The organism is Pseudomonas sp. zjy_15 (genome assembly GCF_043101865.1).
Taxonomy (GTDB): Bacteria; Pseudomonadota; Gammaproteobacteria; order Pseudomonadales; family Pseudomonadaceae; genus Aquipseudomonas; species Aquipseudomonas putida_Y.
The window spans coordinates 74,477-99,686 of record NZ_JBICII010000055.1; the positions used below are offsets into that span (position 1 = coordinate 74,477).

Consider the following 25,210-nt stretch of genomic DNA (forward strand, 5'->3'; position numbering starts at 1 on the left):
GGTATTTTTGAAATTTCCATTTCGTATGCCATATATTTTCGACATGAATATTTCGAACTTCGACCTGAACCTGCTGCGCGTCTTCGACATGTTGCTGCGTGAACAGAACGTATCCCGCGCAGCCGAGCGTCTGGCCCTGACACAGCCGACCGTGAGCAATGCCCTGGCGCGCCTGCGTGACCAGCTGGGCGACCCGCTGCTGGTCCGCGTGGGCCGGCGCATGCGCCCGACGCCACGGGCCTTGGCACTGGAGGGGCCGATACGTGCGGCGTTACAGCAGATCGAGCAGACGCTGGGCACCGGCGATGGCTTCGAGCCACAGCGCAGCCATCGCCAGTTGCGCATCGCCCTCACCGATTTCGTCGAACAGCTGTGCATGCCGCCACTCCTGGCGCGGCTGGAACTACTGGCCCCCAACGTGCGCATCGACGTGGTGCACCTGGCCCCCAACCTGCCGGCCGAGGCGCTGGACCGGGGCGACCTCGACCTGGTACTGGGCCGTTTCGACGAGGTGCCGGCGCGCTTCACCCGCCACCCCTGGCGCCGTGAAACCCTGCAGATCGCGCTGCGCCAGCAGCACCCGCACCTGGCGCCGGGCCAGGCACTGGACCTCGACGCATTCCTGGGCTTGCGGCACATCTGGGTGCACGGCGGCCAGACCCGGGGCATGGTCGACCAGTGGCTGGCCGAGCAAGGCCTGACCCGGCAAATCGCCTATACCACGCCCAACTACCTGCAGGCCGCACATCTGGCCGCAGCCACCGACATGTGTGTGGTGCTGCCGCGGCAACTGGCCCAGCAGTTTGCGCACCTGCTGCCCTTGGCGGTGCACGAACTGCCTTTTGCCCTGGAGCCTTTCGAACTGGAACTGGTACACCTGAGCCACCGTCAGCACGACCCCGCCCTGGCCTGGCTGGTCGAACAGATCCTCACGTTGCCCCCCGCCTGAGCCATCAGGAAACGCGATAGCCGCCATGCCGCTCTGGTATTGGCTGGTGTGCAAGCCCCTCCCCTAGAGTGTTCTGCCCCAAGAACAACAAGGACATCCCATGCGTTTTTCACTGTCGATGCTGGCGCTTGCCCTGCTGGCCCCCCTTCCGAGCCTGGCCGCAACAGCGGCCAAGGATGCCACGCCGGCCACCCTGGCCAGCAACCAGCAGTGGCTGCAACGGTTACCCTTCGAGGATCGCGTCGACTACGAAACAGCCCGGCGTGGGCTGGTCGAGCGGTTCGACGGGCCAGTCGCGACGGCCGATGGCAAGACCGTGTGGAACCTGGCCCAGTATGCTTTTCTGGAACCGGCGCAGTCCCCTGCCACGGTAAACCCGAGCTTGTGGCGCCTCGCTCAGTTGAACAACATCGCCGGGCTGTTCAAGGTCACCGAGGGCATCTACCAGCTTCGCGGCCTGGACCTGGCCAACATGACCATCGTCGAAGGGCAGGACGGGCTGATTGTGATTGACCCGCTGCTTGCCGTGGAGACCGCCAAGGCGGGCCTCGAACTGTACTTCAAGCACCGTCCGCGCAAGCCGGTGACCACGGTGATCTACACCCACCCGCACGTCGACCATTTCGGCGGGGTGCGCGGGGTGATCAACGAGGCGGACGTCAAGGCTGGCAACGTCCAGGTCATCGCGCCCGAAGGCTTCTTCGAACATGCCATCGGTGAAAACGTACTGGCCGGTCCGGCCATGAAGCGCCGCGCCCAGTACATGTACGGCGCCCCTCTGCCTCGCGGGCCGCGAGGCCAGGTGGATGCCGGGCTGGGCAAGGGCGTGCCGGCCAATGCCACCGTCAGCCTCATCGCGCCGACGCTTGAAATCAGCCAACCGCTGCAACGCATGACCCTGAGCGGCGTGGAGGTGGAGTTCCAGCTGACCCCGGGCACCGAGGCGCCGGCGGAAATGAACATCTATTTCCCGGCGTTCAAGGCACTGTGCATGGCCGAGAACGCCACCCACGTGCAGCACAACGTACTGACGCTGCGCGGGGCCCTGGTGCGCGATCCGAAAGTGTGGGCCCATTACCTGGACCAGTCGCTGGTGCGCTACGGCGACCAGGCCGAGGTGGCGTTCGCCCAGCATCACTGGCCCACTTGGGGCAAAGTGGCCATCCGCGACTACCTGGCTGACCAGCGCGATATGTACGCCTTCCTCGACAGCCAGACCTTGCGCCTGATCAATCAGGGCCAGACACCCATGGAAATTGCCCAGACCCTGGCCAGCCTGCCACCGCGCCTGGCAAGCAAATGGTACAGCCGCGACTACTACGGTTCGCTCAGCCATAACGTCAGGGCCGTCTATCAACGCTACATGGGGTTCTACGACGGCAACCCGGCCAACCTCGACCCATTGCCACCGCAAGCGGCCGGCAAGCGTTACGTGGCGGCCATGGGGGGTGCCGATCAGGTGCTGACCCAGGCCCGCCAGGCCTTCGCCGAGGGCGACTATCGCTGGGTGGCGCAATTGGTCAACCATCTGGTATTCGCCGAGCCGGACAACACCGAGGCCCGCGAACTGCAGGCCGACGCGCTGGAGCAACTGGGTTACCAGAGTGAGAACGCCACCTGGCGCAATGCCTACCTCAGTGGCGCGCAGGAATTGCGCTCAGGCGTTGCCGCCGGTGCGGGTAGCGGCGGCAACGCCGATGACATGGTGCGGGCCCTGACACCCAGCCTGTTTTTCGACTACCTGGGCGTGCGGGTAAATGCCTACCAGGCTGCCGATAGCGACCTGACCATCAACTGGCGGTTTTCCGACCTGGACGAAGACTACGCCCTGACCCTGCGCAACGGCGTCCTCACCCACCGCGACCTGGCGCGCCACGCCAAGGCCGATGTAGAGGTCACCATGCGCAAACAGACGCTGGACCGCATTGCCCTCAAACAGACAGGCTTTCTCAAGGAAGCCACAGCAGGGGCTATCGACATCAAAGGCGAACGGGTGAAATTCCTGCAATTCATGGGGGGGCTGGAAGAGGCTGATTCGCGCTTCAATATCGTCACGCCCTGAACGGCAGCGGGCGGCGCCGGCACTGTGCTCAGCCGCCCTTCGCCAACCGGCACAAGCCTGCCAGTGCCATCAGCCACACCACGCTGCCCAATGCCAGCACTACCCACGGCGCAGGCTGACCGCGTTCGGCCTGCAACATCGCCAGGCCCCGCTCGTAACGCCGCCGCTGGCGGGTCAGCAGCGCCAGCGCGGCCACGCCCGCCAATGCCAGCACGTACACATCGCCTTGACGACAGGCCAATGCCGCCACTGCCACCAGCGCCAGCACAGTGCGCCGCCAGGCCAGCTCGGTGCGTTCTGCCTGCAGGCCCGGATCACCCATGCCAGCGTGGCCACAGGACGAGACCTGCCAGCAGTACGGCGACCAGACAACCCAGCGCCAACAACGGCACCAGTGCCGGCAATGGCAACGGGCGTCGCTGATGCAATGCCCGCTCTACCCGCAGCCAGCGCAGGCAGGCGCCAGCGCTCAGCGATGCGCTAAGCAGCATCAGGCCAGCGACCAACCACAGCCGCAGGTGTGCCTCGAGGACGTGACCGGCGAAGGTTTCAATGGCGATCGCGCCACCCAGCAGCGCCAGCGCGGTGCGGATCCAGGCCAGGAAGGTACGCTCGTTGGCCAGGGTGAAGCGCGGATCAGGCGCTTCACCCTGGCCCAACAGCCGCTGCGACCAGACAGGCCGTGGTTCAGGTACGCCCATCAGCGCACACCAAAGCTGCGCAGGGCGCCGGGCGAGAAGTACGAAAGGCTGGTGCGCACATTGAAGGCAAACGGCCGACGCTGTTCGTTGATCAACCCCGATGCATGGTAGCGGCCGCTCTTGAGGTCGTAGGTGATCTCCATGGCGTTGACCGCCACCTGGCCGCCGGGGTGAAAGAAACCATGGGCCTGGGAGGTTCGCCACAACTCGCCCCGTGCGTCGTAGCTATCTGTTTCGAGAATGGCCCAAGTGTCTTCATCCAGGTAGAACCGGCGCTTGGCATAGATATGCTGCGCCCCGGGCTTCAACGTCGCCTCCACGACCCATACCCGGTGCAGCTCGTAGCGGGTCGGTGTCGGGTCGATGTGGCCTGGCTTGATCAGGTCCGCATAGCGCAGCTCGGGCGATGCCAGGCGGTAACTGTTGTAGGGCACGTGCAGCGTCTGCTTGCCCAGCAGCTTCCAGTCATACCGGTCGGGTGCGCCATTGAACATGTCGCGACTGTCGGCGGTACGCAGGCCGGCGGTGCCCGGCCCGGTGGTGTCATAGGCGATGTTCGGCGCACGCCGTACCCGCCGCTGGCTGGCACTGTACACCCAGGACAAGCGCGGTTCGGCGACCTGGTCCAGTGTCTCATGCACCACCATCGCATCACCGGCAAGCCGCGAGGGCGCCGTCATGCGGTAGGTGAAGTAATAAAGTACATTGCCCTCCCCAAGGCGGGCCAAACCTTCGGGCCGTGCCACTTCCTGACGCGCGCTCATCAGCACGAAGCGGCCATTCTTCAGCGGCGTGACGCTGTCGGAGCTCAGGCTGTAGCTCACGTTGCGATGCCGGGTCAGGTGGTTCCAGATCACCTCCAGGCCGTTGGTTGGCTGCGGAAAGGCGATGACACCCGTGAAACCGCGCACACCGTTGCCCTGGTCATCCAGCTGCGCCTGCTCGGCGTTGCGGGCGGCCGATGCCGCGACCGCGTCGGGTACCGCAACACTGCGGTGGGTGGGATACACCGGCAAGCTCAGGCTGGCCGGGAAGCGCTTGAGCAAGGCCACCTGGCCGTCGGTAAGCTGACCTCGGTACTGCCGGTAGTTGGCGGCCGTGATCCGGTACAGGGGCTGCTCATCGGCAAACGGGTCCAGCGGCGTGCCGTTGTCGCCCAGGCGTTGCTGGGCCGTACTCAACCCACCTTGCCAGGCCGGGATGCGCCCGTCGGGGCTGGCAGCACGCTCGGCCCCCACCGGGGTCAGGTTGTCGGGCAGGCCGGCTGCCGCCAGCGCGCCGCTCGCCCAGAACAGGCCGATCATCACCATGCGCATTTTCATTGTCATGCCCTCAGAAAGTGACGCCCACGCTCAGCGAGATGAAGTCCCGGTCGCCGCGGGTGCCATAGTCGCCGTCGATGAAGTCGGTGTACGACACGCTCAGGCTGTAGGTGCTGGCAAGCGTCGCATCCAACCCGACGCTGATGGCCCTGGAGCCTTCGCTGAAGGCCGACCCCTCCACCGGGCCGGTGCCGTGCACGTCATGTGCCCAGGACAGGTTCGGCCGCAGGTCGAAACCGGCAATCACATTGGGGTAGGCCCAGGTGGCGCGTAGCCGGTAGCCCCAGGAAAACGGGGTCATGAAGCCTTCGTCATTGCAATGCTCAGGGGTTTTGGAAATGGCCACGCACACACTGTTGTCCGCCAGTTCGCCGCTGTTGAACGTGCCCGAACGCCCATAACGAGGGCCATAGGCGCCCTCCAGACCGCCGACGTAGGTGGCGCCCGCCTCGCCTATCAGCAGCACCTGGTTGGCGCCCATCACCTGGCTGAAAGCGTGAACAGCGGTTACCTGCAACTGGGTCATCTCTTTACGGCGGTAGCCGTCGAACAACGTACTGGCGCTGTCTGGCCGCAGACCATCGCCCAGCAAGGGCGAGCGGCCATCGACGTTCAACAGCGACTGGATGATGTCGGTGCCGTTGAGCTGCATGGGCATGTTCGGCCGGTAGCTCAGCTCCCCCTGCAGCGCCGTGCCGGTGCGCAGGGTGGTGGAGAACGAAAGGCCGTAGAGGCGAATGTCCTCGGGGTATTGCACCCGGTACTGCGAGGTGCCCAGGCGTAGCGCGCCGACCAGCGACTGGCCTGCGCTGGAGCCCAGGAAAGCGGCACAGTCTGCAAGCCCGATAGCGAGGTTGGCGCACAGCTGCGGGGCGAAACGGCGGTTGTCGAAATACGGGCTGCTGACCGTACCCAGGTAAGGCGTACGGCTGTGGTAGTTCGCCGCGTAGGCGCCAAACTCGGTGTCCAGCGCCGCCACGTACCAGCGCAGCGAAACGCCCCACTGCCCGCTGTTGCGGGCATCCTGGTCGCTGCCGCGGGGTATGCGCACCCCTTCGCTGGTGAGGTTTACACCAAACGGCGCAAGCCCGGCCACGGCTGTGGGGTTGCCGAGCAATTTGGCGCCCACGTCCAGGCCATCACACCCATCGGGCAAAAAGTCGTTGTTCGAAAAGAACGTGCCGCAGTTGTCGAGCTGGGTCTGTTCCCAATCCAGCTGATAGAAACCGTCGACCGACAGCGCTTCGGTGAGGTTCTGGGTGAAGTAGAACAGGTTCACCGGCACCAGCGCGTCCTTCACTTCCGAACCGGGGCGGCGCAAGGCCGCCAGGTTGAAGGGGTTGATGACGTTCAGACCGCCCTGAATGAAGGTGCTTTCACCCCAGTTGACCACTTGCTTGCCCAGCCTGAGCGAGCCCGGCTGGCCGTCGATGTCGTACAGGTAGTAACCGAAGGCATCGAGCAGCTGGCTACCTGCAGTCTTGGCTGAGCGCTTGCGGTTGTTGTCCTCGACCTGCTTGAAGCGCTGGTCGTGATCGCGTAGGGCCGTGTCGTACCAGTAGGTACCGCGAAGGAACACCCCCAGGTTGTCGTGCTTGAGCTCCAGGTCATGGGTGCCTTTGAACACTGCCGAAAACACGTCGCCGGAGGCAAAGTTCAGGCGGCCGTCATCGCTGTTGGCGCTGAGGTGCAGGGCCGGGTCAGGGTTGGCAGTCGCAATGCTGGTACCAAAGGAAAGCGCCGAGTCGAATTGCCCCTCAAGTTCACCCCAGTGAAACTGAGCGGCACCGGCAGATGCAGAAAAAAGTACTGATGAGGCAAGTACCGACAACGGTCCCGAGCGACCGTAAATACGAGATGCCATCACTCTTAACCTCTTATTGTGTTTATTAGAGAGTGAATTGCGAGTTAATGCTTAAGTACGGCGCAAAGGCCTGCAGGCAAGGCCTTGGGCAATTATTCGAACGTTTCTGTTATCCTCGTTTTGCTGCTTACCGATACTAAGTAGGCCACCGGGCCTGAAACAAATAGCGTCTCCCGATGGTTGCCATATCACTTCGGCATAGCCTGAGAATCACGATGACTTTGAAACAACTGCGTTATTTGATCGCCATTGTCGAAGCCGGCAGTTTCTCCAATGCCGCACGCCAGGCGTTCATCGCCCAACCCGCCTTGAGCCGACAGATAGGCCTGCTGGAGAGCGAACTGGAAATGCAACTGCTGGCGCGCCAGCATGACGGTATCGAACTGACCGATGCCGGGCGGCAGTTGTACGAAGTGGCACGATCGGTCGTGCAGCAGCTCGATTCGGTGAAGGACGAGCTGAAGTCCAGCCGCGGCAACCCCAAGGGGCACGTGGCCATCTCGATTCCCGCCACTGCCTCGGCACTGTTGTTGCCGGCCATCATCACCCAGGCCCAGGTACGCTTCCCGGGTATCAAGCTCACCGTATGGGATGGCCTGAGCCGCGAAGGTGGCCAGGCGATCGAACTGGGCAAGGTGGATTTCGGCGTGGTGCCCAACGCCGAAGAGCTTGTCCATGTGGTCGCCGAGCCCGTGTTTTCCGAAGACCTGTACTGGGTCGGCTTGCCTGGGCACGGTCCTGACGAGTCGCCCATCACCTTGGCTGAGGCCGCAGCGAGCCGCCTGGTAATGCCACCCCGTAGCCTGCACTTGCGCAGGCGCATCGAGCAGGCTGCCATGGAGACCGGTGTGACACTGGACTCCAGCTACGAACAGCAGTCGGCCCCCGGTATCACCAGCCTGGTCCGTGCCGGCCTGGCGGCCACCATCAGCAACTGGCCGCCGCTGCTGGATCTGGCCGCGCCTGCCAGCGCGCGGCTGATAGTGGAACCGCGCATCACCCGCACCATCGCCTTGGCCCACTCGCAGCACAAGCCGCTGTCGTTTGCCGCCGCCTGCATGCGCGACCTGGTGCGCGCACTGCTGGTGGATGCGGTGCGCAGCGAGCGCTGGAAAGGCACCCTGATCGAGCGCGAGGCCCTGGCGGAGCAGAGCCTCTGAGCGCAGTGAACATCACGCTTGGGCAGGCGCAGCCGTGCCCACCTGCATCAGACGTTGCCGGGTTTTCTGTGGGTCCATCCAGGCCAGCCCGATCAGCCCGGCAATCACCAGCACCGCGCCGCACACCAGAAAACCCTGGCCAAACCCTGCCGTGTGCCCGGCCCCGGCGCCCTGCACCAGCAAACCGGTGACCACCGGTGCCGACAGCCCGGCCAACGAGGCGATACCGTTGCCGATCGCCAGAATGCCGCCGCGCTGCCCGCTGGGCGTGAACTCCGCCAGCATGGCAGGCCCTACCGAGTACATCACCAGCGCCAGCCCGCCGCTGAACGTGAGGCTGACGATCCGCTCGACGTTGCTCAGACCAGGCAGGAACAACGCCGCTGACAGCAGCCCGCTGGCGATCAGGCACACGGAAACGAACGCACCGCGCGACCAGCGTGTGGCAACCCCGGCACGCATCATTCGCTGTGACAGCCAGGCCATGAACAGGCTCAACGGCGTGGTAACCACCACGAACAGAACGAACACCTGGCCGGTCATGATCGGGTCGATACCCAGCCCGGTTTCCAGATAGCTCGGTACCCAGGTCAGGGTCAACGCCAAGGACCAGTTGGCGGCGAAGTGGCACAGGTAGTTGCCCAGTACCGTGCGGTCACCGAGCAGACGACGATAGGGAACAGAGGCCTGCCCTTCTTCAAGCTGGCCCGGGCGAATGCGGTCGAGGTTGCCCTCGCTGCCCAGCAGCCACCACAGCACACACCACACCGCGCCGATCACCGCCAGCACGATGAAGTTCATGCGCCAGCCGTAGTGCACACTGATCCATGGGATCATGGCACCCGCGACCAGCAGCCCCAGCGCACTGCCGGTATGCAACAGCGCCACGGGAAGGTTGCGACGGTCGTTGGGGAACCACTTGTACAAGGCATGTGTAGCCACCGGTGAGGCCGGCCCCTCGCCAATACCCAGCAGCACCCGGCAGGCGACGATCGCCCACAGCGAGCTGACGAACAACATGGGCAACTGGATAAGCGCCCAGAATGCGCCCATGCCCAGCAGCAGGGTGCGGGTTGGCCGCCGGTTGGCCATGAAGCCGCCTATCACCGCCGAGATGGCGAAGAACCAGTGCAGTGCGCCCCCTACCAAGCCGAACTCGGCAGGGGACAAGCCCAGTTCCTTGGACATCGGCACCGCCACCAGGCCGATGACCACCTTGTCCAGGAAATTCACCAGCATCAACAGCGCCAGCAGTACCGCAATCATCCAGGCCGTGCCTGCACGCGCGGGGGTGTCAGTATGAGTCATGATGATCTCTCGTTCTTGTTATTGTCTGGAGAGCCCGGCCGCCACGGGCCGGGCATACCGCGTCATTGCTCAGGCATGAGCACGCCCTTGGCGATGGTGTTGCGCTGGATCTCGCTGGTTCCGGTGAGAATGCGCATCATACGTGTCGCGCGGAATATCCACTCCACCGGGTTGCCACGCAGCAGCCCGGCACCGCCGTGTATCTGCACCGCACGATCGGCGATGCGGAAGGCCGTCTCCGAAACGAACAGCTTGCACATCGGGGCCTGGGTGCGGATATTGCCGCCGGCATCATTCACCGCTGCCGTGACGTAGACCATGCTGCGTGCAGCATGCAGCTCGGTGGCCATGTCAGCGATCATGTGGTTGATCGACTGGAACATGGCGATAGGCTGGCCGAACTGCTTGCGCGTGCGGGCATAGTCGATCGAGAGGTTCAGGGCCAGGCCGGCCAGCCCCAGCAAGGTGGGGCAATGCAGCAGGCGATTGAGGGTGATGCGCCCCATCGCCAGCTTGAAACCCTGCCCTTGCTCACCGATGCGGTTGGCCGCCGGCACCCGTACGTCCTCAAGGATGATGTCGCCATGCGCACCACCGCCGGACATGACCGAATAATCGCTTTCAACCCTTACCCCCGGGGCACTCAGGTCGACGAAGAATGCCGAAATTCCTTGGGCACCGCGCCCGGGATCCGTCACTGCAAGCAGCACGGCGATGTCGGCATAGGGCGCACCCGAAATGTAGCGCTTGGCGCCGTTCAGCACATAGTGTTCACCTTCCCGCCGTGCGGAGGTCTTGATCGCCGTTGCATCAGAGCCGGCTTCGCTTTCAGTCAGGGCGAAGCACACGGCCTTTTCGGCACGGCACACCGGCTGCAGAAACGCCTCGATCTGGGTCGGGCTCGCCACCTTGAACAGATGGCCGATGCGGGGCGGCCCGGAAAGCTCACCGAGAATATGCGGCGCCAGCATCGAGCCGGTGAGCACCGTGGCTTCCTTGACCGCACACAGGTCTGACACGCTCAACCCGGCGCCACCTATCGCCTCGGGCAGCATGATGTTGTAGAAGCCCTGCTCGCACGAGCGCTGCCATACCTGCTGCAGCACCGCCCGCGGGTGCGGCTCTGCCCAACTGAGACCGGCTTGCTGTTCCAGGGGCAGGATTTCGTTGCGAACGAAGCCACTGATGGCCTCGATGATCTGTTGGGCCTTTTCGCTTGGCTGATACATGGTCGTTCCTCGTGTCAGATACGGCGTTCGCTGTTTTGCCAGTAGGCGTCACGGATCAGCCGGCGTACCACCTTGCCGTTGGGGTTTTTCGGCAGCTCGCTGACGAAGTCCACCGCACGTGGTTTCTTGAAGCCGGCCAGGGCCTGGGCGCAATGTTCGATGACGTCCTGCTCCTGCAGCACCATGCCCGGCTTGAGCACGATCACCGCCCGCACCGCTTCGCCCCACTGCTCGTCAGGCACCCCCACCACCGCCGCCTCGAACACCTGCGGCATGCTGTAGAGCACCTGCTCGACCTCGCTGGGGTAAATGTTGAAACCACCGGAAATGATCATTTCTTTCTTGCGGTCGACGATGAACACATACCCCTGCTCATCCACCGTGGCCAGGTCGCCAGTCAGGTAGTAGCCGTCGCGCATCACCTCGGCGGTGAGGTGGGGTGCGCGCCAGTAGCCCTGCATGATGTCCGGGCCCTTGACTACGATTTCGCCCACCTCTCCCGGCTGGACGTCCTGGAAGTGGTCGTTCACCACGCGCAGGTCGGTCTCGAAGTAGCAACGCCCGCACGAGGCCAGGCGCCGGTAGTCGCCGCCCTCGCACAGATGGTCCTGTTCGGTCAGGACGGTTACCAGCGAGCAGGTCTCGCCAGCACCGTAACCCTGGGCCAGGATCGGCCCGAACACCTCGATGGCCCGCTTCACCAGTGCTGGCGCCATCGGCGCGGCACCGTACATCACCAGGCGCAAGCTGCTCAGGTCGTAGCGCTCGACATCGGGGAAGTTGACCAGGCGATTGATCATGGCAGGTACCAGGAACAACCGGGTCACGCCTTCGCGCTGGATGGTCTCGAGCAACAGTTGGTCGTCGTAGCGCTCCAGCAGCAGGTTGCAGGCACCGACCGCCAGCAGTGGCATCAGCTGCATGCCGCTGGCATGGGTGATAGGGCCAACGTGGGCCATGACGTCGCCCGGGGCGGCGCGACGGGTCGGGCTGGCGAGGCTCTTGCGGATTAGCGCCTTGCGGTTGCCCACGCTGAGCATCGCAGCCTTGAGCACACCAGAGCTGCCAGAGGTGTAATGCAAAACGGCAAGGGCATCGTCAGGCAGGTCGCAGCTGATTGGCTGGCTACTGCCTAGGGCCAGCAGTGCGGCATAGGTGATGTCACCGCCCCGCTCACCCAAGGTCACGATCAAGCGTACCGAAGGTATCTCGTGCCTGCGGGCCAGCAACGCCTGGGCGAGTTGCGCATCGGCGATCAGCGCGACACTGCAGGCGTCGTTGAGCACCTGAATCACTTCATCCGGTGCCAGACGCGCATTGACCGGTACCTTGACCAGGCCGGCCTTGTAGAAAGCCACTTCTGCTTCCACCAGTTCGGCGCGGTTGGGCGCCAGGATGGCGACATGCTCGCCCATGGCGATGCCCTGTGCCAGCAAGGCCGAGGCCAGCTGGTTGGCCCGCTGTTCGAGCTGAGCGAAGGTCAGCCGGGTATGGCGGTCGATCACCGCCAAACGTTCAGGCCAGTATCTTGCACTTCGACTGGATAGGGTTCCTAGGTTCACGTTGTTGTTCTCGTCGACGGTTAAGACCAGGTCGATGCTAAACAGCGGGAAGCCGGGGCAAGTAATACCAGTTACGTATGCACGCCATAACAGATTGCGCTGGCACGGGCGCTTTGACGACCTGAGCCAAGGATGACACATCGCTTGCATATGACACATTGTGTCATTATGATCAACGCCGTGTCCTGGCGTCGCCTCCGCGCCGATCAGTCATCCATACACTCTTCCCCTTGCAGGTACCGCCCATGACGACCACCATGCACACCCCCAAGGACCAGCTTGTCAAACTCGCCCAGCAACAGATGCTGACGGCGCTGGCCGACAACACCTACACCGCGCGACAAAAGCTCGCCCTCACCTGCCGTATCCTGTTCGACGGCGGCCACGACTCTGGCCTGGCCGGGCAGATCACTGCGCGCGCGCAGGAACCTGGCACCTACTACACCCAACAACTGGGGCTTGGCTTCGACGAAATTGCCGCCTCCAACCTGCTGGTAGTGGACGAAGACCTGACGGTGCTGCAAGGCCGTGGCATGGCCAACCCGGCCAACCGCTTCCACAGCTGGCTGTACCGCGCCCGCCCCGACGTCAACTGCATCATCCACACCCACCCGCTGCACAGCGCCGCCTTGTCGATGCTGGAAGTTCCGCTGGCCATCTCGCACATGGACCTGTGCCCACTGTTCGACGACTGTGCATTCCTCAAGGAATGGCCCGGTGTGCCGGTGGGCAACGAAGAAGGCGAAATCATCGCGAAGGCGATTGGCGACAAGCGCGCAATCCTGCTTTCCCATCATGGCCTGCTGATCGCTGGCCGTTCGATCGAGGAAGCCTGCGTGCTCGCCCTGCTGTTCGAGCGCGCAGCAAAGATGCAACTGCTGGCCATGGGCGCCGGTGACATCCGCCCCATCCCCGAAGCACTGGGCAAAGAAGCCCACGACTGGATTTCCACCCCCAAACGTCACGGCGCCGCCTTCAGCTACTACGCGCGCCGTGCCTTGCGTGCCCATGGCGACTGCCTGGGCTGATCGAAGCTGTACTCTTTCCTCAACAACGGCAAAGGTGCCTGGTCATGTCTACATCTGTAATTCGCGGCGTTATCGGCTACACCATCACCCCCTTCACGGCAGACGGCACACTCGACCTGGATGCCCTGGGCACGTCCATCGATAGCCTGATCGCAGACGGCGTGCACGCCATCGCGCCGCTGGGCAGCACCGGCGAAGGGGCCTACCTGTCCGATAACGAATGGGAAACCGTGGTGCGCTTCAGCCAGGCACGCATTGCCGGGCGCGTACCCAGCGTGGTCAGCGTCTCCGACCTGACCACCGCCCGCACCGTGCAGCGTGCCCGCCTGGCACAGGCCTGCGGTGCTACGGCAGTGATGGTGCTGCCCATCTCTTACTGGAAGCTCACCGAAGCCGAAGTGGTCGCCCACTACAAGGCGGTCGGCGCCGCCATCGACATTCCGATCATGCTCTACAACAACCCGGGCACCAGCGGCACCGACCTGTCGGTGGAGCTGATCCTGCGTATCCTCGGCGAGGTGCCCAACGTGACCATGGTCAAGGAAAGCACCGGTGACATCCAGCGCATGCACCGCCTGTTCAAGGCTACGGATGGGCAGGTGGCGTTCTACAACGGTTGCAACCCGCTGACCCTGGAAGCCTTGGTGGCCGGTGCCACGGGCTGGTGTACCGCCGCGCCCAACCTGATCCCGGCACTCAACCTGGCGCTGTGGGACGCCGTACAACAAGGCGATCTGGCCGAAGCCCGTGCGTTGTTCTATCGCCAGTACGAACTGCTGGAATACATCACCCGCCGTGGCCTGCCGACCACCATCAAGGCCGGCCTGAAAATGCTCGGCCAGGATGTCGGCGCCCCACGCCTGCCCCTGCAGCCACTGGATGCGCAAGGCAGCAACCACCTGAAAAGCCTGCTGGTGGCGCTGACCAACTGACGCACAAAACTGCCCGGCAGCCTGTCGCTGTCGGGCAGCCTTTTTCTTCAGAAACAGCCTTTTGCAGCGAAGGGGCCAATGACGCTGCAGTCGCATTACCCCTTCGCCACACAAAACTGCTCCTCATCTGACCATTCCCAGAGGCAACCATGGACGCGCCTGCACAAAGCTCTGCTATCCCACTGAGGCTGACAGACATCCTTCACCCGGTGATTGCCGGACTCGTTTCGGTGATCGTCAACTACGGCGGCACGTTCATCCTGGTGTTCCAGGCAGCCAAAGTGGCCGGGCTGAGCCCGGAACTGACGTCATCGTGGGTCTGGGCGGTGTCGATCGGCGTCGGCCTCAGCGGCCTGGCACTGTCCTGGTACACCCGCGAGCCGGTCATCACAGCCTGGTCCACGCCAGCCGCCGCGTTCCTGGTCACCGCGCTTGCCAGCGTGCCCTACAGCGAGGCCATAGGTGCCTACCTGCTGTCGGCCGCCGGCTTCGTGGTGCTGGGGCTTAGCGGGTGCTTCGAGCGCCTGGTGCGCGTCGTGCCCGGCGGCATTGCCGCCGGCCTGCTGGCCGGCATCCTGCTGCAGTTCGGCATCGGTGCCTTTGCCAGCCTGTCGGTCGACCCCGCCCTCGCCGGGCTGCTGATTGCAGCCTATGTGGCCTTCAAACGCTTCACCGCCCGTTACGCCGTGGTCGCCATACTGCTGCTGGGCCTGGGCTACCTGTTGCTGCAGGGGCAAGTGGGCCTGACGACGTTGCGGCTGGAATTCGCCTCACCGGTTTTCACCGCGCCCACCTTCTCCCTCAACGCGGCCCTCAGCGTGGCCCTACCCTTGTTCCTGATCACCCTCACCGGCCAGTACATGCCCGGCATGCTGGTGCTGCGCAACGATGGTTTCAAGACCAGCGCCAACCCGATTGTCGCCGTCACCGGCATCGGCTCGTTGCTGATGGCGCCCTTCGGTTCACACGCGTTCAACATCGCCGCCATCACCGCAGCCATCTGCACCGGCAAGGAAGCCCATGAAAACCCGGACAAGCGCTGGGTAGCGGGCATCGCTGCCGGTGTCTGCTACATCCTGGTCGGGGTGTTCGGCGTCACGCTCGCGAGTGTCTTCATGGCCCTGCCGGGCACCTTTATCACCACCCTGGCGGGCCTTGCCCTGCTGGGTACCATCGGCGCCAGCCTGGCCAGCGCCATGGCCGATGCCCGCTCACGCGAGTCAGCACTGATCACCTTCCTGGCGGCGGCGGCCAACATCAGCCTGTTGGGCATTGGCGGGGCTTTCTGGGGCCTGGTCATTGGTCTGCTGGCCCATGTTGTACTCAACGGCCGCCTCCCCGGTTTGAGGGGCGCCTCCCGCTAAGCGGGATTTCCACCATCCTGCCGTGCGCCAGGGGCGCACGCTGTTCAACAGGTATCGACATGCCCCACCCTGGCCCCAAGCTGCTGACCCAAATTGCTGCCGTGCATTTCGTCAGCCATGTGCACATCATGCTGATCCCGGCGCTACTGCCGGTGCTGCCCGGCCTGCTGGGCGTGGGCTTCGTAGAGCTCGGCGTAGCCCTGGCAGTGTTCAACATCGTCTCCGCGCTGGTGCAGGCCCCGCTGGGTTACGCCGTCGACCACTACGGTGCACGTAAAATGCTCAAGGCCGGGCTGCTGTTGGGCAGCCTCAGCTTTGTGCTGCTGGCGGCCAGCCCCGGTTACGCGGTATTGCTGGTGGCGATGGCCATGGCTGGCCTGGCCAATGGTGTGTATCACCCGGCCGACTATGCGCTGCTGGCCAACGGCATCGAGCCAGCACGCCTGGGGCGGTCGTTCTCTATTCATACCTTTGCCGGCTTCCTCGGTTCGGCCGTTACACCTGCAGTATTCCTCGGCATCGCCGCAGCGTTCGGCACGCGGGCAGCCCTGGCGGCGGGCGCGGTATTCGGGGTAGCCGCGCTGCTGCTGATATCGATACCCGGCAGCGGCGTGTACCGGGTCGCCAGGCCAGCCAACCCACAAGGCGCAGGCCCGGCCGCAGCAACAGTCCGCGTACGCTTGTTCACCCCCATGATCGGCGTGCTGACGGTGCTGTTCATCCTGCTCAACCTGAGCACCAGTGCCATCGAGAAATTCTCCGTGGCCGCCCTGGTCCAGGGCCAAGGCCTGACGCTGGCCTGGGCCAACGCCGCGCTCACCGCTTTCCTGCTGAGCAGCGCAGCCGGCGTGCTGTGCGGGGGCGCTTTGGCCGACCGTACCCGCCGCCATGGCCTGGTGGCGGCACTGGCCTTCGCGCTGGCGGCTGCGCTGACCGCACTGGTGGCGCTGGGGCTGCTGCAGGGCTGGGCGTTGGTGGTCGTACTGGGTGCCATCGGCTTGCTCACCGGGGTCATCGCCCCATCACGGGACATGCTGGTCAAGGCGGCGGCGCCACCCGGGGCCGAGGGCAAAACCTTCGGCCTGGTGTCGACCGGGTTCAACGTCGGCGGGGCCATCGGGCCGGTGGCATTCGGCTGGATGCTCGATCAGCGCCTGCCCAACGGGATTTTCATCGCATCGGTGGTATTCATGCTGCTGACAGTGCTGCTGACCCTGGCACAGGAGACGTATTCAGCCAGGAGACGCGCGACAGAACAGTTGGCGCGCGCCCAGTAGGACCCGGTGCAGCATTGCCAGGCCACGATCAATCATTCATTGCGCCGGGTTGGCATGCATCACTCGCCCGCCTGCCCCCGGCCGATTGACGAACAACACATCCAGCACACTGTTGCGCAAGCCCTTCAGTGCATTCCAGTTCGCTGACGCATGCACGTATCTGTCGCGCAACAGCCGCTGTTCTTCCTCGCTCAACCCCACCTGGCCAGTTTCCCCCAAGGCAAAGGCATGCAATTTGCGGCTGATACCCGACAACTCATCCGGCAGCCAATGCTCAGCCTGCGCCCCCAACGGCGCAAATGGCACGCCAGCGCGCACCGCCAACGCCCGCATCACGCTCAAGTACACCCGGGACAGGTGCCCCGCCACTTGCCGCTCCCGGTACACCGCCGCATAGACCTGCTTTTGCGCCTCGTCCCGCCGCCCACCGGCAATCGGCTCCTCCCAGGTCATCACGCGCGGCCTGGGTTCGCCCATGTCGGCAAACGCCGAAGCCAGCAAGGCACTCACCTTGGCATGTACGCGGCACTGCTCGACGCACATGCCTGCGGGCACCCGCTGGGACTGCGGCTTGCACAGCAGCACCTGCTCCAGGAGGGTCTCCGGGTAACCACCACCAATGTTCGAGTGCACGCCCGGCAGCACGATGTCGTGGCCACTGCGCACCAGCGGGAAGTTATGCCGCCGCTCGTCCTCGGCCACCAACTGCACCACGTGCCGGGCAATATCCGCACCCAGGCCCAGGCGCAGGCCGCCGTGGCGGTCGTCTGCAGGGTCGAAGTCACCCTGTAGGGGCGCGACGATTGCCGCCACGGTGTCGAACAGGCCAATAAAGTTGATCGAGGTTTCGCACGCCACCGACAACAGCCAGCCCGCGCCATCGTGCAGCAGGTTGGCCAGATGCCGCACCGCTGCCGCGCCGCGGCTGAAACCGAAAAGGTCGAACTCGACCCCTTCCAGCGTTGCCTGCGGATGCGCCCGGCGCCACGCCTGCAGTTGCTCGGCCATCCCCTGCAACGCCTCGGCCACCCGCGCCTCGGCACCCGTGCGCCCGTGCCCGGTGGCCGAGGCGTAGACATGGTCGGCTTCACCCGCCAACGTGCCCACGCCTTCCACATAGCGCTTCAAGAACGCCTGGGCCCCGTCGGCACTGACCGCATCAGCCGGATACAGCGCATGCAACAGGGCCACATTGCTCAAGGCGTTGCCATAGCTGCCGCCTTTGTCCTCCTGCTCACCCACCGTCGTGGCATTGTGCAGGTTGTTACCGGTGCCATCGAAGAACACGCCAAAACGCAGGGTGACCGGCGTAAGGTTTGGCGTGCTGCCGCTGCTCATTTTCATCATCGTGCCTTCTGCTTGCCCAAAAAGCACAAGCAGGCGCCAGCACGCCGTCACGGAACATCAGGCAATGGCCAGCCATACGTGGGACATTTCTTTACCCGCATGCCCGACTGCAACGATAAATTTACCCGCCGCCATTGGTCGCCGCCCCCCCGGATAGATTAAAGTATCACCCCTTGCCAAGGCTGCTGCCTCACGCCGCCTCAGGCCCCCTACCAGGAACCGTCGCCGATGGAACACCGTGAAGCGCTGATCGCGCTGCGCACTTTTCTTTCTACCCAGATCCTAGGCCAGGAAAAACTGGTCGAACGGCTGTTGATCGTGCTGCTGGCCGACGGCCACATGCTGGTCGAAGGGGCACCTGGCCTGGCCAAGACCAAAGCCATCAAAGAACTCGCAGAAGGCATCGAAGCGCAGTTCCATCGCATCCAGTTCACCCCCGACCTGCTCCCGGCCGACATCACCGGCACGGAGATTTACCGCCCGGAAACCGGCAGCTTCGTGTTCCAGCAGGGGCCTATCTTCCATAACCTGGTGCTGGCCGACGAAATCAACCGCGCGCCGGCCAAGGTGCAGTCGGCGCTGCTCGAAGCCATGGCCGAGCGCCAGGTCAGCGTGGGCCGCAGCACCTACGACCTGTCGCCGCTGTTTCTGGTCATGGCCACGCAGAACCCGATCGAGCAGGAAGGCACCTACCCGCTGCCCGAAGCCCAGCTCGACCGCTTCCTGATGCATGTAAAAATCGGTTTCCCCGATGCCGCCGTAGAGCGGCGTATCCTGGCGCAGGCCCGGGGTGAAGCTCTGGGCGGCGAGACCAAGCCTGAGCGCCGGGTCAGCCAGCAGGCCATCTTCGCCGCGCGCAAGGAAATCCTTGGCCTGTACATGGCCGACGCAGTGGAGGAATACCTGGTGCAACTGGTCATGGCCACCCGCACTCCGGCCAAGTTCGACACCGAGCTGGCCGACTGGATCGCCTACGGCGCCAGCCCGCGCGGCTCCATCTCGCTGGACCGCTGCGCGCGCGCCCACGCCTGGCTGGCCGGGCGCGACTTCGTCAGCCCCGAAGACATCCAGGCCGTGCTGTTCGACGTACTGCGCCACCGTATCATCCTCTCGTTCGAGGCCGAGGCGGCAGGGATCGACCAGGACCGCGTGATCCAGCGCATCCTCGACGTCGTCGCCGTTGCCTGAGCCCATGCCCACTGCGCAGCTGGCCGAACATGGCATCCGCATTGGCCTTGCCGATCTGATCGACATGCGCCACCGCGTGCGCGAAATCCAGCTGTTTTCCAAGCCCGGCCAACGCAGCCCGCTGGTTGGCCTGCACCATTCGAGGCTGCGCGGGCGCGGCGTCGACTTCGACCAGGTGCGCGTTTACCAGGCCGGCGATGATGTGCGCAACATCGACTGGCGTGTCACTGCGCGGACCCAGGAGCCGCACACCAAGCTGTTCCACGAAGAACGCGAGCGGCCGATCTTCATCCTCGTCGAACAAAGCCAAAGGCTTTTCTTCGGCTCGGGGCTGATGTTCAAGTCCGTTTTGGCGGCCCAGGCGGCGGCGCTGTTCGGCTGGGCAGCGCTGGGCCACAACGACCGCATCGGTGGCCTGGTGTTCGGCGACAACGAACACCACGAAGTCAAACCCCGGCGCAGCAAACAGAGCCTGCTGCAACTGCTCAACCGCTTGGCAAAGGTCAACCAGTCACTGCACACCGAAGCCGTACCGGGGGCCGATAGCCTCGGCCTGGCCCTGCGCCGCGCCCGCGAAGTGCTGCGTCCCGGCAGCCTGGCCATCGTGATCTGCGATGAACGCTCGCTCAGCGCCCAGGTGGAACAGCACCTGGCCATGCTCTCACGGCATTGCGACCTGCTGTTGCTGCCGGTATCCGACCCGCTCGACCACGCGTTGCCCGCCGCCGGCCTGCTGCGCTTCGCTCAGCGCAGCGCCCAGCTGGAGCTAGACACCCTCGACGCCAACCTGCGCCAGGCGTACCGCCAGCAGGCTGAAGCCCGTATCGAGCGCTGGGAGCTGATGGCGCAAAAGCTGAGGGTGGTACTGATGCCACTGAGCACGCAAAGCGAAATGGTCGAACAACTGCGCGAGTACCTGAGCGCCCAACGGCCACGGAGCGCGTCATGAACCCGCTCGACCAGTTGCACCCACTGATCGCCCCGGCACCGGTCAGCCTGTGGCCACCCGCACCGGGCTGGTGGCTGCTGCTGGCCGTCCTGCCGCTACTGGGCTGGGGCCTGTGGCGGCTGCGCCGCTGGCGCCCGGGCAAACGCCGCATCGTGCGCGCCGAACAACCCCTGGACCCGGTGCGCCTGGAGGCCTTGGCCGAGCTGGCCCGCCTGCCACGCCCGTATGACGGTGCCCCGGCTGGCGCCTGGCTGCAACAGATCAACGCCCTGCTCAAACGCCTGTGCCGCAACCACTACCCAGGCGCCAACAGCCACACCCTCAACGGCCGCCAGTGGCTGGCCTTTCTCGACAACCGCTGCCCGGCCGCCGGCCTGACCCGCTGGATGGTACTGGTCGAAGGCGCCTATAAACCCGAGTGCAAGCTCGATGACAAGGCCATCGCCGGGCTCAGCCAAGCCGTCGAAACCTGGATCCGCAAGCATGTTTGAACTGGCCTGGCCGTGGGTCTTCGCCCTGTTGCCGCTGCCATGGCTGGCGCGCCTGCTGCTGCCCGCAGCCGACAGCGGTGAACCGGTGCTCAAGGTGGGTTTCCTCAACGAGCTGGAAGGCCTGGCCGGGCGCCGCGCACGGCTCAACCTGCCCACCTTGCGCCAGCAGGCACCGTTCGTCGTCATCTGGCTGTTGCTGCTGTGCGCCGCCGCTCGCCCGCAATGGCTGGGCGAACCGGTGCCGATCGCCGCCAGCGGCCGCGACCTGCTGGTGGCGGTGGACGTGTCCGGGTCGATGGACTTCCCCGACATGCAGTGGAAGAACGAGGACATCAGCCGCCTCGATCTGGTCAAGGCGCTGATGGGCGACTTCCTGCAAGACCGTGAAGGCGACCGCGTGGGCCTGATCCTGTTCGGCAGCCAGGCCTACCTGCAGGCGCCGCTCACCTTTGACCGGCGCACCGTGCGCACCTTCCTCATCGAGGCGCAGATCGGCATCGCCGGCAAGAACACCGCCATCGGCGACGCCATTGGCCTGGCGGTCAAACGCCTGCGCGAGCGCCCGGCACAAAGCCGGGTGCTGGTGCTGATCACCGACGGCGCCAACAACGGCGGGCAGATTCACCCGCTGACAGCCGCCCGCCTGGCGGCCCAGGAAGGCGTACGCATCTACACCATCGGTATCGGCGCCAACCCCGAAGCCAGTGGCACCCCAGGCCTGCTCGGCCTCAACCCGAGCCTGGACCTGGACGAAGCCGCGCTCAAGGAAATTGCCGACATCACCCACGGCGCCTACTTCCGCGCCCATGACGGCGCCGAACTGGACGCTATCGGCGATACCCTCGACCAACTGGAGCCCGTGGCCCAGCAACCGACCCAGGCACGCACAGCCCAGGCTCTTTACGCCTGGCCTCTGGCGCTGGCGCTGCTGCTCAGCGTGCTGCTGGTGGTGGCCGTGCAGTGGCCCGACAACCTGTTGCAACGCCTGCTGCGCAAGCCGCGCTTCCTGCAGCCGCACCCGGAATGGCGCCAACGCTTGAAGCGTTTGCGTTTAAGGAGGCGGCGATGATCGACTTGTGGCCCCAATGGCTGCGCCCACTCTGGCTGCTGGCAGTTCCCGTGCTCGGCTGGCTGCTGTACAAGCTGTGGCACCGGCGCAAACGTGCCGGGCGCTGGCAGATGATTCTGCCGCCAGCCTTCCATGGCGTACTGCTGGGTGGCGGCAGCGGCAGCACCAGCAAACTGCCGTGGGTGGCATTGGGCCTTGCCTGGTTGCTGGTGGTCCTGGCGCTGCTCGGGCCCAGCTGGCAGCGCCTGGAAGAAAGCCGTCAGCGCCCGGCCGACCCCCTGGTGATCCTGCTCGAACTGACCCCGCAAATGCTCGCCGAGGACAGCCCGCCCAACCGCCTGGAACAGGCGCGGCGCAAGATCCTCGACCTGCTTGAACACCGCCGCGACAGCCAGACGGCGCTGGTGGTGTATGCCGGCTCCGCGCACACCCTGGTGCCGCTGTCTGACGACCTGGCCACCACCCGCAATTTGCTCGAGGCCATCGACCCGTCGATCATGCCAAAACCCGGCCAGCGTGCCGACCTGGCTGTGCAAAAAGGCCTGGCGCTGCTGGCCCAGAGCGGCCTCGGCCAAGGCCGCCTGCTGCTGGTAGGCTCGGCGCTCAGCGACGCCGAGCGCCAAGGCATCACCCAGGCCCTCGGCCGCCAGGGCCCCAGCCTGCTGATGCTGGGCATCGGCAGCCGCGAAGGCGCCCCTGTGCGCCAGGCCAATGGCGAATACCTTAAAGACGACCAGGGCGGCATCCTCTTGCCTCGCCTGGACAGTGCCAGCCTGAAAGGTTTTATCAGCGGCACGGGTGGTCGCTACCGGCACGCCCGCATCGACGACCTCGACCTGCGTGGCCTGGGCCTGTTCGACAACCCGCGGAGCGGGCGCAATGACGGCCAGACCCTGCAACTGGACAGCTGGGCCGACCAAGGTTACTGGCTGCTGATTCCGTTGTTGCTGCTGGCCGCCTGCGCAGGCCGGCGCGGCTGGCTGTTCTGCCTGCCACTGCTGCTGGCATTGCCGCAGCCCGGCCACGCTTTCGAGTTCAACGACCTGTGGCTGCGCCCCGACCAGCAAGGCCAGAAGCTGCTGGAGCAAAACCGCCCGGCCAGCGCTGCGCGTCACTTCCAGAACCCGCAATGGCGCGGCATGGCCCTGTACCAGGCCGGCGACTACGCCGGTGCTGCCGAGGCATTTTCCCAAGGCGACACAGCAGCAGCCCACTACAATCGGGGCAATGCCCTGGCCCATGGTGGCGAGCTGGAAGCCGCCCTGGATGCGTACGAACAAGCCCTGGAGCGCCAGCCCGACCTGCAAGCCGCGCTGGACAACCAGGCGCTGGTGCAGCAACTGCTGCTGCAACGTGAAGCCAAGGCCGAGGAACAGCCACCCGGCAACGATGCCCAAGACACGCCCGGCAGCGAAACCGAAGGCAACAGCAGCTCGGCCAGCAGCCCGGCCCAAGGCACACCCGGCAACGACCAACAGGCCAGCCCCGAACAACCCGGCGAAAGCAGCAGCAACAGCCAGGCCGCCCCCGGCAACCAGGCCGGGGGCGACGACAGCGTCATCCAGCCGCCCCAGCGCCCAGTGTCGACCAGCCTCGACGGCGAACAGCGCCAAGCCCTGGAACAATGGCTGCGGGAAATCCCCGACAACCCGGCAGAGCTGCTGCGACGCAAATTCTGGTATGAACAGCAATTGCATCAGGAAAAATCACGATGAGTCGCTTCGGCGTCTTTCTCCTCACCCTGCTGTGGGCCGTGCTGGCCCAGGCCGAGCCGCTGCTGCAGGCCAGTGTCGACCGCACCCGCCTGGAAGCTGGCGAAAGCCTGGAACTGACCCTGGAAAGCCAGGACGTCACCCAGTTCGGCAAGCCCGACCTGCGCGCCCTGGAAGGTGACTTCGAAGTGCGGGGCACGCGCCAGCTGAACAGCCTGCACACCCTCGACGGCGAAACCCGCGCCAGCACCCGCTGGATCATTACCCTGCTGCCACGGCGCAGCGGTAGCCTGCGCATCCCCGAGCTGCAACTGGGCCAGTCGCACAGCCAGGCCATCGAACTGCAAGTGCTGCAGGCCGATGCCAGCCGCCAGGAAAACGCTCAGGTATTCATCGAAGCGACCCTCGACAACCACGACGTCTATGTCCAGGCCCAAGCCGTGCTGACCCTGCGCATCTATCACTCGGTCGCGCTGTACGACGACAGCAGCCTCAGCCCCCTGCAACTGGAGAACGCCAAGGTCGAGCCGCTGGGCGAGTCGCGCACGTATGAAAAGGAAATCAACGGCGTGCGTCATGGCGTGATCGAAACCCGCTATGCGGTGTATGCCCAGCAAAGCGGTACCCTCGACATCCCGCCGCTGACATTCACCGCCACGGCAGCCGCCAGCAACGACGCAGCAGCGCAGGCCAATGGCGCGGCCCGCGCCGGCCATCAGGTCCAGGTCAGCTCGCTGCCCTTGCGCCTTAACGTACGGCCGATTCCGGCAGCCTGGCCGGCTGGCTTGCCGTGGTTGCCAACCAGCAGCCTGACCCTGGAAGAGCACTGGAGCCCCGACCCCGGCAGCCAGCAGGTACAGATTGGCGACTCGCTGACACGCAGCATCACCTTGCGTGCCGAAGGCTTGTCCAGCACCCAACTGCCACCGCTGCCGGCCACAGAAATCATCGGCCTGCGTCGCTACCCTGACCAGCCACTGCTGCGCAACGAAATCAGCGAACGGGGCATGACCGCCAACCGCGAAGAGCGCGAGGCCCTGGTGCCGACCCACAGCGGCACGCTGGCCTTGCCGGCGCTGGAAGTGGCCTGGTGGAACACCCGCGAAGACCACCTGGAACACAGCAGCCTGCCGGCACGCACGCTGAACGTGCAGGACAACCCGGCACTGAGCGCCGACACCCCGGTGGGCGACAACAGCAGCGCCAGCACCCTGCTGTGGCCCTGGCAGCTGTCCACACTGGTGTTCGCCCTGACCACCGTGCTGGGCTTTGCCCTGTGGTGGCGCGCCCGGTCGCGGCCAGCGGTGCTGCGCACGGCGCAGAACGGGCCAAGCCCACGCACCTTGCTGGACGACCTCAAGCGCGCGTGCCAGGCCAACGACCCTCAGGCTACGCGCCAGGCGCTGGATGCCTGGGCCCGGCAACAACCGGAAACCCTGGCCGAGATGGCGGCGCGCTTCGTACCGTTGTCGGATGCGCTGGATGGTTTGAACGGGGCGTTGTACAGCGAGAGCGGGCAGTATTGGCAGGGGGAGGATTTGTGGCGGGCGATTGGTACCATTCCGCCAGCTGAGCAGGTATTGCTGCCGGCGGGTGAGAACGGCAGTTTGCCGCCGCTCTACCCCAAGTGATGCGCAGTGGCTGGTTGCGAATTTTCAGCTCATGGCCGCCCCTGACAACACTTGCCGAATGTACC

The 25,210-nt window shown here is 65.0% G+C and carries 21 protein-coding genes; 13 read left to right on the forward strand and 8 right to left on the reverse strand.

Annotated elements, in window-relative coordinates:
* Window positions 1-25: 25 nt before the first annotated feature.
* A complete protein-coding gene (locus ACF8EF_RS10615) occupies window positions 26-949 on the forward strand; it encodes a LysR family transcriptional regulator (protein ID WP_392460994.1) in 924 nt (307 codons plus the stop codon).
* A 100-nt stretch (window positions 950-1,049) separates the two neighbouring features.
* Window positions 1,050-3,011, forward strand: coding sequence for an alkyl/aryl-sulfatase (locus ACF8EF_RS10620; protein WP_392460995.1), 1,962 nt, complete (start codon window positions 1,050-1,052; stop codon window positions 3,009-3,011).
* Between the two features lie 28 nt (window positions 3,012-3,039).
* Here ACF8EF_RS10620 and ACF8EF_RS10625 read toward each other — a convergent pair whose 3' ends face one another.
* The 4 genes from ACF8EF_RS10625 to ACF8EF_RS10640 are packed head-to-tail and all read right to left on the reverse strand — an operon-like array spanning window position 3,040 to window position 6,898.
* Window positions 3,040-3,333 (reverse strand): DUF202 domain-containing protein, encoded by a 294-nt coding sequence (locus ACF8EF_RS10625; protein WP_176684466.1) that lies wholly within the window; start codon window positions 3,331-3,333, stop codon window positions 3,040-3,042.
* Window positions 3,326-3,712, reverse strand: a complete 387-nt coding sequence (locus tag ACF8EF_RS10630) for a YidH family protein (protein WP_176684467.1) — start codon at window positions 3,710-3,712, stop codon at window positions 3,326-3,328. Before ACF8EF_RS10630 ends, ACF8EF_RS10625 begins: the two co-directional genes overlap by 8 nt.
* A complete protein-coding gene (locus ACF8EF_RS10635) occupies window positions 3,712-5,022 on the reverse strand; it encodes a DUF1329 domain-containing protein (RefSeq protein ID WP_392461023.1) in 1,311 nt (436 codons plus the stop codon). Before ACF8EF_RS10635 ends, ACF8EF_RS10630 begins: the two co-directional genes overlap by 1 nt.
* Window positions 5,023-5,044: 22 nt before the next feature.
* Window positions 5,045-6,898, reverse strand: a complete 1,854-nt coding sequence (locus ACF8EF_RS10640) for a DUF1302 domain-containing protein (RefSeq protein ID WP_392460996.1) — start codon at window positions 6,896-6,898, stop codon at window positions 5,045-5,047.
* 215 nt (window positions 6,899-7,113) lie between these two features.
* On the opposite strand from ACF8EF_RS10640, the gene ACF8EF_RS10645 reads away from it, so the two are divergent.
* A complete protein-coding gene (locus tag ACF8EF_RS10645; protein ID WP_176684469.1) occupies window positions 7,114-8,058 on the forward strand; it encodes a LysR family transcriptional regulator in 945 nt (314 codons plus the stop codon).
* A gap of 12 nt (window positions 8,059-8,070) precedes the next feature.
* Here ACF8EF_RS10645 and ACF8EF_RS10650 read toward each other — a convergent pair whose 3' ends face one another.
* The 3 genes from ACF8EF_RS10650 to ACF8EF_RS10660 all read right to left on the reverse strand — a co-directional run bounded on the left by ACF8EF_RS10650 (window position 8,071) and on the right by ACF8EF_RS10660 (window position 12,157).
* Window positions 8,071-9,324 (reverse strand): MFS transporter, encoded by a 1,254-nt coding sequence (locus ACF8EF_RS10650; protein ID WP_176684521.1) that lies wholly within the window; start codon window positions 9,322-9,324, stop codon window positions 8,071-8,073.
* 104 nt (window positions 9,325-9,428) lie between these two features.
* The gene (locus ACF8EF_RS10655) at window positions 9,429-10,595 is read right to left on the reverse strand and encodes an acyl-CoA dehydrogenase family protein (protein WP_392460997.1); all 1,167 of its coding nucleotides are present in this window, start codon (window positions 10,593-10,595) and stop codon (window positions 9,429-9,431) included.
* Between the two features lie 14 nt (window positions 10,596-10,609).
* Window positions 10,610-12,157: an AMP-binding protein gene (locus tag ACF8EF_RS10660; protein WP_392460998.1), complete on the reverse strand. Its 1,548-nt coding sequence runs from the start codon at window positions 12,155-12,157 to the stop codon at window positions 10,610-10,612.
* Window positions 12,158-12,402: 245 nt separating this feature from the next.
* On the opposite strand from ACF8EF_RS10660, the gene ACF8EF_RS10665 reads away from it, so the two are divergent.
* The 4 genes from ACF8EF_RS10665 to ACF8EF_RS10680 all read left to right on the forward strand — a co-directional run bounded on the left by ACF8EF_RS10665 (window position 12,403) and on the right by ACF8EF_RS10680 (window position 16,758).
* Window positions 12,403-13,185 (forward strand): aldolase, encoded by a 783-nt coding sequence (locus tag ACF8EF_RS10665; RefSeq protein ID WP_021784050.1) that lies wholly within the window; start codon window positions 12,403-12,405, stop codon window positions 13,183-13,185.
* A 44-nt stretch (window positions 13,186-13,229) separates the two neighbouring features.
* Window positions 13,230-14,117 carry a dihydrodipicolinate synthase family protein gene (locus ACF8EF_RS10670; RefSeq protein ID WP_176684471.1) on the forward strand — a complete coding sequence of 296 codons (888 nt, stop codon included), beginning with the start codon at window positions 13,230-13,232 and terminating at the stop codon, window positions 14,115-14,117.
* A gap of 149 nt (window positions 14,118-14,266) precedes the next feature.
* Window positions 14,267-15,481 carry a benzoate/H(+) symporter BenE family transporter gene (locus tag ACF8EF_RS10675; RefSeq protein ID WP_392460999.1) on the forward strand — a complete coding sequence of 405 codons (1,215 nt, stop codon included), beginning with the start codon at window positions 14,267-14,269 and terminating at the stop codon, window positions 15,479-15,481.
* Window positions 15,482-15,540: 59 nt separating this feature from the next.
* Window positions 15,541-16,758 (forward strand): MFS transporter, encoded by a 1,218-nt coding sequence (locus tag ACF8EF_RS10680; protein WP_392461000.1) that lies wholly within the window; start codon window positions 15,541-15,543, stop codon window positions 16,756-16,758.
* A 36-nt stretch (window positions 16,759-16,794) separates the two neighbouring features.
* On the opposite strand, the gene ACF8EF_RS10685 is transcribed toward ACF8EF_RS10680, so the two are convergent.
* Window positions 16,795-18,105 (reverse strand): phospholipase effector Tle1 domain-containing protein, encoded by a 1,311-nt coding sequence (locus ACF8EF_RS10685; protein WP_392461001.1) that lies wholly within the window; start codon window positions 18,103-18,105, stop codon window positions 16,795-16,797.
* Between the two features lie 228 nt (window positions 18,106-18,333).
* Here ACF8EF_RS10685 and ACF8EF_RS10690 point away from each other — a divergent pair, with 228 nt between their 5' ends.
* From ACF8EF_RS10690 to ACF8EF_RS10715, 6 genes are read left to right on the forward strand one after another with little or no spacing between them, the layout of a single operon-like run.
* Window positions 18,334-19,293 (forward strand): MoxR family ATPase, encoded by a 960-nt coding sequence (locus ACF8EF_RS10690; protein ID WP_176684475.1) that lies wholly within the window; start codon window positions 18,334-18,336, stop codon window positions 19,291-19,293.
* 4 nt (window positions 19,294-19,297) lie between these two features.
* On the forward strand, window positions 19,298-20,242 hold the full coding sequence (locus ACF8EF_RS10695) for a DUF58 domain-containing protein (RefSeq protein ID WP_176684476.1): 945 nt from the start codon (window positions 19,298-19,300) through the stop codon (window positions 20,240-20,242).
* Entirely contained in the window at window positions 20,239-20,733 is a 495-nt protein-coding gene (locus tag ACF8EF_RS10700; RefSeq protein WP_003247240.1) for a DUF4381 domain-containing protein, read from the forward strand. The genes ACF8EF_RS10695 and ACF8EF_RS10700 overlap by 4 nt, the downstream gene beginning before the upstream one ends.
* Window positions 20,726-21,802, forward strand: coding sequence for a VWA domain-containing protein (locus ACF8EF_RS10705; RefSeq protein ID WP_176684477.1), 1,077 nt, complete (start codon window positions 20,726-20,728; stop codon window positions 21,800-21,802). Before ACF8EF_RS10700 ends, ACF8EF_RS10705 begins: the two co-directional genes overlap by 8 nt.
* Window positions 21,799-23,517: a tetratricopeptide repeat protein gene (locus ACF8EF_RS10710; protein ID WP_392461002.1), complete on the forward strand. Its 1,719-nt coding sequence runs from the start codon at window positions 21,799-21,801 to the stop codon at window positions 23,515-23,517. Before ACF8EF_RS10705 ends, ACF8EF_RS10710 begins: the two co-directional genes overlap by 4 nt.
* Window positions 23,514-25,145 carry a BatD family protein gene (locus tag ACF8EF_RS10715; protein ID WP_176684479.1) on the forward strand — a complete coding sequence of 544 codons (1,632 nt, stop codon included), beginning with the start codon at window positions 23,514-23,516 and terminating at the stop codon, window positions 25,143-25,145. Before ACF8EF_RS10710 ends, ACF8EF_RS10715 begins: the two co-directional genes overlap by 4 nt.
* Window positions 25,146-25,210: the final 65 nt, after the last annotated feature.

Excerpts from the sequence above, each read along its gene's own strand:
- ACF8EF_RS10655 (WP_392460997.1), bottom strand. The coding sequence starts at position 10,595 with ATGTATCAGCCAAGCGAAAAGGCCCAACAGATCATCGAGGCCATCAGT.
- ACF8EF_RS10710 (WP_392461002.1), top strand. The coding sequence starts at position 21,799 with ATGATCGACTTGTGGCCCCAATGGCTGCGCCCACTCTGGCTGCTGGCA.
- ACF8EF_RS10675 (WP_392460999.1), top strand. The coding sequence starts at position 14,267 with ATGGACGCGCCTGCACAAAGCTCTGCTATCCCACTGAGGCTGACAGAC.
- ACF8EF_RS10670 (WP_176684471.1), top strand. The coding sequence starts at position 13,230 with ATGTCTACATCTGTAATTCGCGGCGTTATCGGCTACACCATCACCCCC.
- ACF8EF_RS10700 (WP_003247240.1), top strand. The coding sequence starts at position 20,239 with ATGAACCCGCTCGACCAGTTGCACCCACTGATCGCCCCGGCACCGGTC.
- ACF8EF_RS10715 (WP_176684479.1), top strand. The coding sequence starts at position 23,514 with ATGAGTCGCTTCGGCGTCTTTCTCCTCACCCTGCTGTGGGCCGTGCTG.
- ACF8EF_RS10685 (WP_392461001.1), bottom strand. The coding sequence starts at position 18,105 with ATGATGAAAATGAGCAGCGGCAGCACGCCAAACCTTACGCCGGTCACC.
- ACF8EF_RS10645 (WP_176684469.1), top strand. The coding sequence starts at position 7,114 with ATGACTTTGAAACAACTGCGTTATTTGATCGCCATTGTCGAAGCCGGC.
- ACF8EF_RS10665 (WP_021784050.1), top strand. The coding sequence starts at position 12,403 with ATGACGACCACCATGCACACCCCCAAGGACCAGCTTGTCAAACTCGCC.
- ACF8EF_RS10635 (WP_392461023.1), bottom strand. The coding sequence starts at position 5,022 with ATGGTGATGATCGGCCTGTTCTGGGCGAGCGGCGCGCTGGCGGCAGCC.
- ACF8EF_RS10705 (WP_176684477.1), top strand. The coding sequence starts at position 20,726 with ATGTTTGAACTGGCCTGGCCGTGGGTCTTCGCCCTGTTGCCGCTGCCA.
- ACF8EF_RS10625 (WP_176684466.1), bottom strand. The coding sequence starts at position 3,333 with ATGGGTGATCCGGGCCTGCAGGCAGAACGCACCGAGCTGGCCTGGCGG.
- ACF8EF_RS10615 (WP_392460994.1), top strand. The coding sequence starts at position 26 with ATGCCATATATTTTCGACATGAATATTTCGAACTTCGACCTGAACCTG.
- ACF8EF_RS10650 (WP_176684521.1), bottom strand. The coding sequence starts at position 9,324 with ATGATTGCGGTACTGCTGGCGCTGTTGATGCTGGTGAATTTCCTGGAC.
- ACF8EF_RS10680 (WP_392461000.1), top strand. The coding sequence starts at position 15,541 with ATGCCCCACCCTGGCCCCAAGCTGCTGACCCAAATTGCTGCCGTGCAT.
- ACF8EF_RS10620 (WP_392460995.1), top strand. The coding sequence starts at position 1,050 with ATGCGTTTTTCACTGTCGATGCTGGCGCTTGCCCTGCTGGCCCCCCTT.
- ACF8EF_RS10630 (WP_176684467.1), bottom strand. The coding sequence starts at position 3,712 with ATGGGCGTACCTGAACCACGGCCTGTCTGGTCGCAGCGGCTGTTGGGC.
- ACF8EF_RS10640 (WP_392460996.1), bottom strand. The coding sequence starts at position 6,898 with ATGGCATCTCGTATTTACGGTCGCTCGGGACCGTTGTCGGTACTTGCC.
- ACF8EF_RS10695 (WP_176684476.1), top strand. The coding sequence starts at position 19,298 with ATGCCCACTGCGCAGCTGGCCGAACATGGCATCCGCATTGGCCTTGCC.
- ACF8EF_RS10690 (WP_176684475.1), top strand. The coding sequence starts at position 18,334 with ATGGAACACCGTGAAGCGCTGATCGCGCTGCGCACTTTTCTTTCTACC.